General features: G+C 36.1%; 14 protein-coding genes. 13 read left to right on the forward strand and 1 reads right to left on the reverse strand.

Features of this window, described 5'->3' with window-relative positions:
- Positions 1-43: 43 nt before the first annotated feature.
- The 13 genes from FLEMA_RS0100745 to mgtA all read left to right on the forward strand — a co-directional run bounded on the left by FLEMA_RS0100745 (position 44) and on the right by mgtA (position 11363).
- Complete coding sequence (locus tag FLEMA_RS0100745) at positions 44-268, forward strand: hypothetical protein (RefSeq protein ID WP_026993807.1); 225 nt, start codon at positions 44-46, stop codon at positions 266-268.
- Between the two features lie 125 nt (positions 269-393).
- Positions 394-732 carry a cupin domain-containing protein gene (locus FLEMA_RS0100750; RefSeq protein WP_026993808.1) on the forward strand — a complete coding sequence of 113 codons (339 nt, stop codon included), beginning with the start codon at positions 394-396 and terminating at the stop codon, positions 730-732.
- 84 nt (positions 733-816) lie between these two features.
- Positions 817-1083, forward strand: a complete 267-nt coding sequence (locus FLEMA_RS0100755; protein ID WP_026993809.1) for a YtxH domain-containing protein — start codon at positions 817-819, stop codon at positions 1081-1083.
- 51 nt (positions 1084-1134) lie between these two features.
- Positions 1135-1476, forward strand: a complete 342-nt coding sequence (locus tag FLEMA_RS0100760; protein ID WP_026993810.1) for a hypothetical protein — start codon at positions 1135-1137, stop codon at positions 1474-1476.
- A gap of 6 nt (positions 1477-1482) precedes the next feature.
- Complete coding sequence (locus tag FLEMA_RS67070; protein WP_174395942.1) at positions 1483-1908, forward strand: hypothetical protein; 426 nt, start codon at positions 1483-1485, stop codon at positions 1906-1908.
- A 148-nt stretch (positions 1909-2056) separates the two neighbouring features.
- Positions 2057-2242: a CsbD family protein gene (locus FLEMA_RS0100770; protein WP_026993811.1), complete on the forward strand. Its 186-nt coding sequence runs from the start codon at positions 2057-2059 to the stop codon at positions 2240-2242.
- A 32-nt stretch (positions 2243-2274) separates the two neighbouring features.
- Entirely contained in the window at positions 2275-2937 is a 663-nt protein-coding gene (locus FLEMA_RS0100775) for a BON domain-containing protein (protein WP_026993812.1), read from the forward strand.
- 537 nt (positions 2938-3474) lie between these two features.
- A complete protein-coding gene (locus tag FLEMA_RS0100780; RefSeq protein WP_144080022.1) occupies positions 3475-3864 on the forward strand; it encodes a sll1863 family stress response protein in 390 nt (129 codons plus the stop codon).
- A 185-nt stretch (positions 3865-4049) separates the two neighbouring features.
- Entirely contained in the window at positions 4050-4688 is a 639-nt protein-coding gene (locus FLEMA_RS0100785) for a porin family protein (RefSeq protein WP_026993814.1), read from the forward strand.
- Positions 4689-5312: 624 nt separating this feature from the next.
- On the forward strand, positions 5313-7673 hold the full coding sequence (locus FLEMA_RS67075) for a glycosyltransferase (protein WP_081681223.1): 2361 nt from the start codon (positions 5313-5315) through the stop codon (positions 7671-7673).
- 229 nt (positions 7674-7902) lie between these two features.
- Positions 7903-8058, forward strand: coding sequence for a lmo0937 family membrane protein (locus tag FLEMA_RS76710; protein WP_144080023.1), 156 nt, complete (start codon positions 7903-7905; stop codon positions 8056-8058).
- Positions 8059-8106: 48 nt separating this feature from the next.
- A complete protein-coding gene (locus FLEMA_RS0100800; protein WP_026993815.1) occupies positions 8107-8568 on the forward strand; it encodes a hypothetical protein in 462 nt (153 codons plus the stop codon).
- A 287-nt stretch (positions 8569-8855) separates the two neighbouring features.
- Positions 8856-11363, forward strand: a complete 2508-nt coding sequence (gene mgtA, locus FLEMA_RS0100805; protein WP_044170371.1) for a magnesium-translocating P-type ATPase — start codon at positions 8856-8858, stop codon at positions 11361-11363.
- A 94-nt stretch (positions 11364-11457) separates the two neighbouring features.
- Here the strand turns inward: mgtA and ppk1 are convergent, their stop codons facing one another.
- A complete protein-coding gene (gene ppk1, locus FLEMA_RS0100810; protein ID WP_026993817.1) occupies positions 11458-13509 on the reverse strand; it encodes a polyphosphate kinase 1 in 2052 nt (683 codons plus the stop codon).
- Between the last annotated feature and the right edge of the window lie 275 nt (positions 13510-13784).

Here is a 13784-nt window from a genome sequence, read left to right on the forward strand (position 1 = left end):
CCTTTGTTTAATGATTATGAATTAGTCATCTAAACAAAATATCATGAACAAAGCTCCAGAGAAAGTTGCTGAAACCTTTAAAATTACTGGCGATTGGTATAGCCAATCACAACAGCTAAAGGACAAATTTGCTCAGCTCACCGATGCCGACTTAAAATTTGAAGTAGGTAAAGAAGAAGCCCTGTTGAGTAGAGTAGAAAACCGATTAAATAAAAAGCGACAAGAAGTCATTAATATTATCAAAAAAGGTCAGCCTGCAAAAGATTAAGTTGTTTTGAAAGGATAGAAATTGTGGTATTTGATAAATAGTCACAAGCTATCCCGTAAAAGCAATGAAAGGACAGCTCTTCATAAGACTGTTCTTTTCACCATACAATTTTACCTCTTAATACATTGGAAAATTCAGAATTGGAAAAATCTAAAACCTTTATTATCGTCGAAATTATTGAATATATTCCTAATTCGGTCGTAATAAAAACTATTATTCGTAAAACAACGGGTAATGTATCTGCTGTTTCTTTTGATTCTGGAGAAGCTTTATCGGGGAAAATATCGGCATTTGATACATTTATTCAGGTAATAGACGGGCAGGCAGAAGTTGAAATAGACGGTAAATCTAGTTTACTCGAAACAGGGCAAGCCATTATTATTCCTGCACACAAGTCTAGCACCATAAAGGCCAACGTGCGATTCAAGATGCTCTCTACTATTATTAAAAGTGGATATGAATGACCTTTGCTAGCTAAAAAACTAGCGAATATTGTTTCGTAACTATGGCTATATATATAATCTATTACACAATTAAAATACATTACAATGAAATCAAATAAAATATTTCTTAGCATATTGGCGGCTTTGGCGGCTGGTACTTTAATAGGCATTATTATAGCCCCAGAAAAAGGTAGTATCACAAGAAAGAATATTGTTGGAAAAGGCGAAGACTACCTCGACGAACTAAAAGACAAATACGAAGGTATTTTGGAAGTTATCAACAAAAAAGTACAAAGTACCTGGAACGAGGCTGAAGAGTTGGTGGCTAAAAATAAAGCTAACTTAGAAGACCACAAGAATATAAGCCTTTGAATATAAGAGTTTTGTATTCGTTATAGTAAAATATAAATTAAGAGATTTCTGATGAACAACAACGCAACATCAATAGAAACGCTTTGCGAAAAAGCCGAAGATTATACCAAAACTACGATAGCATTATTTAGGCTTCGTACAATCGCTAAATCGGCTGATATAGTATCATCTTTGGCTGTTCAACTGCTTCTTGCTATTGTTGTTGCAATGGTTGTTTTGATGTTAACTGTCGGTGTAGCATTTTGGCTAGGCGAAGCCCTAGGAAAAATTTACTATGGCTTTTTTGTGGTAGCAGGTGTTTATGCTGTGGGTGCTATTATACTTTATATTCTGCGACGTCAATGGATTAAAGTGCCTATTAGCAACATTGTAATTGAGAATATGTTAAAATAAAAAAGTATGAAAACCCCAAGCGAAACTGACGTATTGAACGAAATGATTATTTTGTTGCACAACAAGCAAGTACAAGATTTACAGGCTTTGAAACAACAAACGGCTCAAATCTATGAAAATATGCAACCTATCAATATTCTGAAAAATACCTTTCAGGAAGTGGGCGTTGTACCCGACCTAAAAAACAATATTCTCAATACCATTATTGGACTAACAACTGGGTATATTTCTAAAAAAATTATCATAGGCAATTCTCATAATCCCATTAAGAGAATACTAGGTACGATTTTAGAATTTACAATTGCCAATGTTGTCGCCAAAAATTCTACCAAAATTATAACTGTTGTCGAAGCCTTGGTAAGTCAAGTTGCGACCTATAATAGTAAACCCAAAGACAAACTGCCCTCCGGGGGGGGGGGGATTGTGAATTAGTGAACTGGAAAGTATGGATTTAGATAATAAATATTGAAAATACCAATTGGTGAATATAAAATAGAACTTGATTTATTTACTAATCACTCAATCACAACTATCAGCTTTGTAATGTGATAATTTTTCAACATTTTAAATAGAAAATACTATGAACACAATTGAAATTGAGGGTAATTGGGAAGAGCAAAAAGGAAAGCTAAAACAAATGTTTGCTATCTTAACAGACGATGATTTGATGTTTGAGAAGGGTAAAAAACAAGAAATGTTGGGCAAGCTTCAGACCAAAGTAGGAAAAACCAAAGAGGAATTTGACAAAATGATGTCGCAGTTGTAATCAATTCTATTTCTTCCAAAACACCGAAACCAATGAAAAGGAATGAAACGCTTCAAAAAGACGTTCAAGATGCCATTAAATGGGAACCATTATTGAATGCTGCCGAAATTGGGGTTACAGCCAAAGATGGTATTGTTACACTTTCTGGCGTGGTTGATAGCTATGCCAAAAAATCGGAAGCAGAATATGCTACCAAAAATGTAACGGGTGTAAGGGCTATCGTCGAGAATATTACTATCAAGTTTGATACTACTGGCCAAAAAGATGATGCCGATATTGCCAAAGATGTAGTTAATGCTCTTGGCTGGAGCTGGGCTGTACCAAAAGATAGAGTACAGGTAAAAGTAGAAGAGGGCTGGGTAACTTTGGAAGGTGAACTTTTCTGGAATTATGAAAAACAAGCTGCTCAAAAAGCTATCAAAGATATTGTCGGTATTACAGGGGTTACCAATGGCATCAAGATTAAGTCGGAAACCCATGATGAAATCGAAAAAAAGAATATCGAAAATGCTCTTATCCGCAACTGGTCTGTTGATAATCAGGACATTATCGTAAATGTATTGGGTAATACCGTTACCCTTACTGGAACGGTACGTTCTTTATACCAAAAAGATGAAGCCGAACGTATGGCATGGAATGCCCCTGGGGTATGGACTGTCAATAACGAATTAACAGTAGAATATAATGACGATTAGAGGGTTGGCTAAAAATGGGATAGTATATACTTTCCCGTTTTTATTATGCACTATATAATCTTCATTTTTGATGTATTTATTGCCTATCAAAATACAGGTAATGGTTTGATTAAAAGGAATATAGCTGACATAATCAGAAGTGTGATTTATACAATATTTTACGGTAAATATGTAATAGCAATCTGATGAAATTAGGCCAACCATGTATCATGGTTATGTAGCCAACCAATAAACCTAATTGAATAAATGGGAAAAAGACTATCTGGAAAAGTCAGAATACTGCCAGCTCTTTGTTTCCTAATACCATATCTAGTAGTAGGATATATACTACATAAGTCTGTTAATATAAAATCAATATGCCTATTGACTTTACTGATACATACTACTACAACGATATGCCCAAAAATAGAACTTGTTTATGAATAATTAAAAGCAATAGTTTCGCACCTATTGTTTTCAACATATTACCCTTACTAAATAGAATTGATGAAAAAAATACTATTACCCCTAGGACTGAGTTTACTTATGGTACTTACAATGATAGTCAGTTGTATCAATACCCCCGCTCAGCGAGTACGAAATGCCCAAAACAAAGTGGTTGAAGCCAACAAAGATTTGAATAAGGCCAATGAAGAATATGTAGCCGATATTCAAAATTATCGCCATGAAATAGCTGATAAAATCTTGGAAAACAACCAAAGTATAGCTAAGCTCAATGCTCAGAAGAAACTAGGCCAAGCCCCCGACAATATTGAGTACAACCAAAAAGTAGCCGACCTTGAGCAAAAAAATAATGAGATGAGAGTCAAGTTAGATAATTATAAGCTCGAAGGCAAAGACCAATGGCAAGTTTTCAAAACCAAATTTAGCCAAGATATGGACAACCTCGGAACGGCAGTTAAAACGTTAGTATCCAAAATTAAATAATCAAGCATTTTTTGTAATATTCTTATAATGAGTGTATTATATGTATATTTTGTTTTTTGATATTATATAATATACCAACTATGCTATTATTGATAAGTATTAGTGCAAAGTTTAGTACTCATATTTAATCACTCATTTATCTAGTTCTGAACACCTATACACGATAAAACTAATTCAATACAAAAATGAAAAAAGTAACTTTAATGTTTGCGATGTTATTGGCTGCAACCAGCTATATCAATGCCCAAGATAGTAGCGATAAGCGTGACAACATCATGTTTGGTCTAAAAGCTGGTACAAATTACTCTAATGTGTATGACTCACAAGGAGAGGCATTCAATGCCAATGCAAAATATGGAGTAGCCGCAGGGGTATATTTAGGGATTCCGTTTGGTAAATTAATTGGAATTCAGCCAGAAGTACTCTTTTCGCAGAAGGGTTTCCAAGCAACAGGAAAAATCCTAGGTAGTACTTATGATTTTACTCGTACTACTTCTTATATAGATGTGCCTATTTTCTTAGCTATCAAACCCATCAAATTTATTACTATTTTGGCAGGCCCGCAGTTTTCTTATTTAATCAAACAGAAAGATGTATTTGCCGATGGAACAACAACGGTTGCACAAGAAACAGAATTTAGTAATGATAACCTTCGCAAAAATATTATGTGTTTTGTTGGAGGTGTCGACATAAACCTAAATCACCTTGTGATAGGGGCTAGAGCTGGTTGGGATGTACAAAACAACAGTGGTTCGGGTAGTTCAACTACCCCTCGTTATAAAAATGCTTGGTTACAAGCTACGATTGGTTTTAACTTATATTGATGAATAGGGGCGTTTGACCAACTAACGTATATAAATTTGAGTTAGTTGGTTATACTCATAGTTCATATAATAGGCTATTGGTTTGAATAGTAATAGCTAGAAAACACTTTATGCCATCTGCCTAAATGAGAGAATGGGTTGTTTTACTCAAAAAACTACAACTTTATGTTACAACCCTTATTTTTTAAATAATTAATGATGAAATAGTTAATATGTTTATTGGTTAGATAGCAATATCGTGAATGCTTTAATCTACGATATTCAATTTCCAGTACATCAATAACTAATTCTATCAAAGTCTTTATCAATTAAGCAAAACAGTGTGAAGAGAGATGAAATCGTTCTGTACTATTACGGAACGATTTTTTGTGTTGTCGGCTCTTATCTGTGAATTATATAACTATCTATATGTATTATGTAACGTCATTTGGGCAGAAATCAGCAACTTTACTTAATATCATAACTGAGCCACTAATTACTAAAAATAGCTTTAAGCAAGAATAAGAATATCTTTCCTGAATTAAATGTAAAAATCTGTATAACAGAATGTTATATTTTTTGGGCTAGTAAGCTTTAGCTTATGTAATCTTCATTATTAATTAGTCATTACTAAATTCGGAAAAGGTGAGAAAGAGAATAGCCATAAACCATACCAATAATGTGACCGTTGAAGGAGCGATTGAAGTTTTTTCAACACAAAACCAACAGGACATCGCAGCCATAGAGTCGTCATTACCAGAAATACTGTTTGTAACATCGTATCCACCTCGTGAGTGTGGTATTGCCACATATTCGCAGGATTTGGTAAAAGCCCTCAACAATAAATTTAACCATTCATTTTCGTTGAAAGTGTGTGCTTTAGAATCGGAAAGCGAGCAGCACCATTATCCCAAAGAGGTAAAATATATACTAAATACCAGTGTACCAAAGGCTTTTGTGAAATTAGCTAAAAAAATCAACGAAGATACCACCATCCAAATTGTCATGATTCAGCATGAGTTTGGCTTCTTTGATAGTACCAAAGATGAATTTTTGTTATTCCAGAGCCTCCTTACCAAGCCCATTGTCATTGTGTTTCATACGGTGCTACCATTGCCTCAATTGTCCTTAAAAACACACGTTCAGCAGGTGGCTAGTACAGCGGCGGCAGTGATTGTAATGACCCATTTTTCATCGGATGTCCTCATCAATGATTATGATATTCTTCCCGAAAAAATTACAGTAATTCCGCATGGCACACACCTAGTACCTCATGCCGACCAAGAATTACTAAAGGTCAAATACGATTTGTCCGGAAAAACCGTACTTTCTACTTTTGGTTTATTGAGTTCGGGCAAAAGTATAGAAACAACTTTAGAGGCACTTCCTGCTATTATAGAGCATAATCCCGACGTGCTTTTCTTAATAATTGGAAAAACACACCCTTCGGTAGTAAAGCGTGAGGGCGAAAAATATCGACAAATGCTTGAACATAAAGCATCGGCACTCCATTTAGAAAAACACGTGCGATTTATCAATGCTTTTCTGCCCCTCGATACCCTACTCGAATATTTGCAGCTTACTGATATTTATCTGTTTACTTCTAAAGACCCCAACCAAGCCGTAAGTGGTACGTTCTCGTATGCTATTAGCTGTGGTTGTCCTATTATTTCTACACCTATTCCTCACGCACGTGAAGTTTTACAAAATGATGCAGGAATTATTATAGACTTTGAAAACGCCGAGCAATTGACCTATGCCGTCAATAGCTTAATCAGCGATGCTGCTTTGCGAAAAAGTATTAGCTCTAACGGACTCCACCGAATGGCCTCTACGGCTTGGGAAAATGCCGCTATTGCTCATGCTATTCTTTTTGAAGGCATTAGCAACGAACATATTACCTTACATTATCATATTCCTGTTATAAACCTTGACCATATCAAGAAAATGACCACCAATTTTGGTATGATTCAGTTTGCCCAGATTAATCATCCCGATATTGATACAGGCTATACCCTCGACGACAACGCACGGGCTATGGTGGCTTTATGTCAACACTTTGAGCTTACCAACGACCCCGCCGATATACCTTATATCAGTACCTATTTTAATTTTATTAAGTTTTGTTTACAGCCCGAAGGCTATTTCCTCAATTATGTCGACGAGCAATTTACCTTTACTGAGCAAAACCACGCTACCAATTTGGCCGACTCCAACGGTCGAGCTATTTGGGCTTTGGGCTATCTGATTTCTGTTGGAAATCTGTTGCCTCACAAGCTGATTGCCGAAGCAGAGGCTACATTACAAAGCACTTTGGACAATATTAGCAAGATTCACTCTACTCGTGCTATGGCTTTTGCTATCAAGGGTTTATTTTATGCTAATAGCAAAAACGGAACTTATCAAAACCTTCCGTTTATAGAAAAACTAGCCAATAGACTCGTACAAATGTACCGTCATGAGTCTAGTAGCGAATGGGAATGGTTTGAAAGCTATTTAACCTACGCCAACAGTATTTTGCCCGAAGCTATGTTATGTGCTTGGCTTGCCACGGGTAATCCAATTTACAAATCAATAGCCAAATCTTCGTTTGACTTTTTGTTATCCAAAACCTTCCGTGACGATAGCATTAAAGTAATTTCAAATAAAAGTTGGTTACAAAAAGGCGAAGAACAATTTCCGCCAGCTATTGGTGGCGAACAGCCCATTGATATTGCCTATACGATTTTGGCACTCAGCAAATTTTATGGTGTGTTCAAAGAAGAAGAGTATATGAAAAAAATGGAAACCTCGTTCAATTGGTTTTTAGGGAATAACCATTTGCACCAAATTATCTATAATCCTTGTACAGGGGGCTGTTATGATGGGCTAGAAGAAACGTCTGTTAATCTTAACCAAGGAGCTGAATCTACAGTGAGTTACCTAATGGCACGATTAACCATCGAAAAATCATTTAAAAATAGCTTAATTGATTCTTTGCAAGAAGAAGACTCTCTACAAATTTGAGTAATCTCAATAATTTGATGAATTGCTGATACATCCATCAAGCAAAATCTGCCATTTGCGGTTTTGTTTGATTATTAGTTTTTTATATACAATTTAATACATGGTATATCTATTAAAGAAGGCCAATGTGTGAATTATGTAACTTATAACAAGGTTTGTGTAACACTTTAGCCAAGTTAAAAGCTCAACTTTGTAGAGTAGAACTTCTAAACCCCTTAGAACAAACTGTATGAGTAATCTTCTTTATGTTATCGCAATTATTTTAGTTATTATTTGGGCAACAGGCTTTTTTGGCTTTCACGGAGGAAATATTCTTCACATTCTTTTGGTCATTGCTGTGGTAGCCGTATTACTACGGATTATCAGAGGAAAGGGCTCTCTTTAAGGATTATCGTATTATTTCAAAATATCAAAAATTAAACCAAAGTAAGCAATGAAAATCCAACACTTTAATATAGTTCTTCTTACCTTTCTAGCCATTATAGGCTTGACAAACTGTAATACTTCGCCCGAGAAAAAAGAAGCAAAAGTAGAAGAAGCTAAAGCCGATGTTGTTGAAGCTACCAAAGATCTACAACAAGCTCGCTCGGATTCTGTTAATGAGTATCGTAAATACAAGGTTGAAGCCGAAACTAGGCTCGCCGAAAATGAACGTATAATCGGTGAGATTGAAGAAAAACTCAAAACCGAAGATGCCAAAACTCGTGCATCATTAGAAAAAGACTTAAATGTACTTAATCAGAAAAATGCGGATTTGAAATTCAAAATCCAAAATTATGAAGAAGGTCCTAAAGAAAAATGGGGCATATTTAAGCAAAATTTCAATCGTGATATGGATGCCTTAGGCAAGTCGATATCTTCATTGGCCGAAAAAAACATGAAAAAAAATAAATAGAAAATGTTTTTGTTGTGGTGACAAAAAGCAAGTGAACCCTCATAAACGAAAGTGTTTGTGGCAAAGGTTCTTAATACTTAATCAATATTCCTTGTAGTACATAAACCTTATTTTGATTCAATTTTGTTGGATTAAGATAAGGTTTTTTTGCAACAGCCCGCTTCATATCAGTCCTATCTCAAATTATGATAGTTGTTATTTTTTGTGCAGAAATCAAATAATTCAGCTACTTTGTGGCATCAAGGTTTTTGTCAAAAACTAAAGCAACAATCCATCTGATGTAAACTATGATAGAAAATGAATTTTGGCAATTTGATGCCAGTTATTGGTTTCAACAATTAAATAGCTCAGAAAAAGGGCTATCTCGACAAGAGGCAGCAGTTTTACTTCAAAACTCCACCAACCACAAAAAAGAAGCATCACGATTTATAAAGGATTTACAACTATTTATAGCTCAATTCAAAAGCCCACTTATGCTTTTATTGATTGGAGCTGTAATTCTTTCGGCGTTTTTGGGCGATACCTCCGATGTCTTCATTATTATGTTTATTGTGTTATCTACGGGGCTGTTAAGTTTTTTTCAAGAAAGAAATGCTAGTAGGGTGGTAGAAAAACTACAATCTATGATTTCGTTGAAAAGTACAGTTATTAGAGACAACCAACCAATAGAAATCAACTCGTTAGAGATTGTGACGGGCGATATTCTGGTATTCAAAGCGGGCGATATGATTCCAGCCGATTGCCTTATTATTGAAGATAATGAGCTGAATGCCAACGAAGCTAGTCTTACGGGCGAGTCGTACCCAGTAAGAAAACAAGCTGGCATACTGCCAGCAAAAACAGAGCTGTCTAAAAGAACCAATTGCCTGTGGGAAGGAGCTAGTATTGTGAGTGGCAACGCCAAAGCAGTGGTAATTGCAACGGGCAATAATACCATATTTGGTCAAATAGCCCAGAGTGCCTCAACAACGATTGAGACTACTTTTGAAAAAGGTATCAAAGATTTTGGTTTCTTTTTGATGAAAATAACCCTTGTGTTATCGGTTTTTATTTTGGTCATTAATTTACTCAATCACAAAAGCCCTATCGACTCTGCCCTTTTTGCCTTGGCCTTGGCGGTAGGTATGGCTCCTGAGTTGTTGCCAGCTATTACTACCATTGCCATGAGTGCAGGTGCTAAAAGAATGCTCGAAAAAAAGGTAATTGTCAAAAAATTGGCCTCTATTCAAAACCTAGGCGAAGTGAACCTGCTTTGTACCGACAAAACTGGTACTATTACCGAAGGCTCAATCAAGGTGGTAGGCTTGGTCAATGAAGCAGGGCAAGCAAGTGAATGGGTAAAACAATTGGCTTTTTGGAATGCCACTCACGAAAGCGGTTATGCCAATCCGATGGACGATGCCCTTAGGCGGCTAAACGTTGATGCGAGCAATTCCGCCCAAAAAATTGGTGAAATACCCTATGATTTTCTCCGCAAACGCCTCAGTATTGCTGTCAAAACCAACGAAGAGCGTTTGCTGATTACCAAAGGGGCATTTGCTCAAGTTATAGAAATATGCTCGACAGTACAGCTCGACAATGGTGTTGTTGAGGATATAGCCTTACATCAAGCCGCTTTAGTAAGTAAATTTGAACAATTTGGCATGTCTGGATTGCGTGCTATTGCCATTTGTTATAAAAATATTGAAACAGATATTATCACCAAAAATGATGAAACTGCCATGACGCTGGCAGGGTTTATTTTATTGGAAGACCCTGTAAAAGAGGGTATTGTCGAAACCATCGAAGAGCTACACAAATTGCATGTAAACCTAAAAGTAATTACAGGCGACAATAAAAACGTAGCAGCATCAATCGCTCAAAAAATAGGTATTATCAACCCCAAAGTACTCACAGGGGGCGAAATAGTCAATACAAGCCCCGAAGCCCTGCAGCACTTGGTTAAGCAAACTCATATTTTTGCAGAAGTAGAACCCCAGCAAAAAGAAAGAATTATTTTGGCTCTTCGCAGGTCTTATACTGTAGCTTATATAGGCGATGGCATCAACGATGTTTCTGCTATTAATGCCGCAGACGTGGGTATATCGGTCGAAAATGCCGTAGATGTAGCTCGTGAAGCCGCCGATTTTGTGTTGATGGAAAAAAGCCTAATGGTATTGGTTGATGGTATTAAAGAAGGTAGAAAAACTTTTGCCAATACACTGAAGTATATTTTTATCAATACAGGTTCTACCTTTGGCAATATGTTTAGTGTAGCTTTTGCTTCTTTGCTATTGCCTTTTTTACCTATGCTGCCCAAGCAGATTTTGTTGATGAATTTTATTACCGACTTCCCTTATTTGACGGTAGCTTCCGACAATGTAGACCAAGAACAGCTCAATAAACCTGGCAAGTGGGACTTGAGGTTTATCCGCAACTATATGCTTATTTTTGGTATTCATAGTTCATTGTTCGATATTCTAACGTTTCTTACGCTATTGTATGTTCTCAAAGTAAAAGAATCGGCTTTTCAGACAGGCTGGTTTATCGAGTCTATTCTTACAGAACTATTCATTTTGTTTATTATCAGAACCCATAAAAATTTCTTCAAAAGCCAACCAGGAAAATACCTTTTTCTATTAAGCATTTTAGGACTTGTACTTACGCTTGGGTTGCCATATATGCCCTTTGCCAACGATATAGGTTTAACACCATTGCCCTTTATCAATCTAGGTGCAATGTTGTTGATAGTGGTAGCTTATATCATTACGGCCGATATACTAAAGGTGTGGTTTTTTAAAAAATACCGTAGCTAGTGGAGTAATGTGTTGGTTGTCAGTGTAGTATGGCGTTTAGGTGTCAAGAGGTTAATGAATTTATCAACCTCTTGGCGGTGTCAAAGTGGGTACTCTATCTTTTATTTTTTAAAAACTCATAAATAGCTTCTTGCGAACGAACTGCATTTCCAGTGGTTTTGATTGGAATATTAGGTACTGTATTGCTGAGTTGTACTGCCTGTAGGTTATCCTGCCACTGCATATCAAGTAAGGTTAGTAGTTCATTCTTAATTTCAGGGTCAAAAATTGGGAAACAGACCTCGATACGACGGTATATATTGCGATTCATCCAGTCGGACGAACCCATAAATACGTTATTTTGACCATTGTTATGAAATACAAAAATCCGACCATGTTCCAGATATTTGTCGATAATTCGGTGTACTTTAATATGTTCGCTCATACCCGCCACCTCAGGGATTAGGCAACAGATACCTCTCACAATCAGGTTGATCTTGACTCCTGCATTGGAAGCTTCGTAGAGTTTTTGGATTAAAACTTGCTCTTCGAGGTTATTGAGTTTGATAGTGATTGAGGCAGGAAGCCCCTGTTTGGCATTGGCAATTTCTTGGTCTATTAGCTGAACAAACTTTTGGAGCAAATTAAACTGAGCTACAAGTAAGTACTGAAAACTGGTAATATCTGAAATAGCAGGTTTTTTCTTTTTCTTACTAAGAAAGTGAAAAACCTGTTTCATTTCGTCGAGCATATCCTGATGCGAAGTCAGTAAAATATGGTCGGTATAAAACCGTGCGGTACTTTCGTTAAGATTTCCAGTAGCCAACAACCCCAAATACGATATTGAATCTCCTTGTTTTTTCTTGATAAGGGCAATTTTGGCATGTACCTTTAGCGAGGGAATACTATAAATAATTTTGACACCTTCAGCCTTCATTTTTTTGGCCCATTTAATATTATTTCCTTCATCAAACCGAGCTTTTAATTCTACCAAAACCGTTACTTTTTTGCCATTTTTGGCGGCACTAATCAACGCATTCACAATTCGGGAATCGCTAGCAACTCGGTATAGTGTCACATAGATTTCTTCGACGTGTGTATCCATAGCAGCTTCATTGAAAAAACGCAACACCGTATCATACGACTGGTACGGAGCATGAATCATCATATCTTTTTGCTGAATTAAGTCGAGAAGTAAGCCGTCTTGTTGTTCAAAAGGGTGTGGTGTTGGCTTCCAAGTATCGTATCTAAACTGAGGTTGCTGTATAGGCAAAGAGGCAAAATCTTTGGAATTATGATAAACACCCCCCGCAACCAAGCTAGATTTACGCAGGTTGAGTTTTTGTACCAAAGTTTGGATAACCTCGTTGGGCGTATTGGCATCATAAAGGCAACGTGTTGCATAGCCAAAGTCTCGTTTGGCTATGAGTTTTTCCATTTTTTCAACCAAATCACCTTTATAATCATCCTCCAAAGAAAGGTCGGCATCGCGGGTAATTTTGAAATTATAAAAACCATTGACTGTATACCTTTTTAGCATAAGAGGCAAAAAAGTTTTGATAATATCTTCCAAAAAAAGAATGTATTGAATCCCATTTTTATTCAATGAAAAAAATCTAGGAAGCTGCTCGGAAGGAATATTAATCATCAACAAATCTGGCGATAGCGTGGTATCGTCGACAACATCCACAAGGGCATAGAGCTTATTGTTTTCAGGAAAACAAACACAATTTTCGTCCGATAAGCGAATAGGCTGTAAAAAAGCTAATATTTGCGAAAAAAAATAAGCCTTAGCTTCTGGTATTACAACTTCGGGAATGGCCTCGTTATAAACAAGATGAATCTGATTTTTTCGTAACTCAGGAATAAGTTCTTGCGAAAGTATTTTTCCAAAAAGTTGTAATTGAGCATTGACAATTATTTGAATTTTGGAAAAAGTATCTTGATTGTTTTTTTTATTTTCTAGGTTTTCCTTTACGGCTATTTTCTTGAGAGCAATAAGGGCAGGAATACGTACACGATAAAATTCATCTAAGTTAGACGAATAAATGGCCAAGAACTTAATTCGTTCCAAAAGGGGTACAGATTTAGATTGGGCTTCTTGTAGTACTCTTTCGTTGAAATATAACCAGCTAATATCTCTATCAAAAAAACTAAAATGCGACATAATAATATATTTTAAGTAAATACCGAAGACGGGCAAAGATTGTTATAATCGACCTAAAGTTAGTCTAACTTTTATAAAATAACGTTGAACTATATTAAGAAGTGATAATGATTTGTGGTATTTATATTATTATGTTGTAATACTACTGATAACCAGCAGTTAAGAGATTTAATCCTGAAAATCAGAAAATCTTGATGCTTAATCTACTCTTATCTTTATAGGAACTTTATGCGGTCTGTAATTACTTGAAAGTTATGTTTTAAAACAGAACGAGC

The sequence above is a fragment of the Flectobacillus major DSM 103 genome (genome assembly GCF_000427405.1).
GTDB lineage: Bacteria > Bacteroidota > Bacteroidia > Cytophagales > Spirosomataceae > Flectobacillus > Flectobacillus major.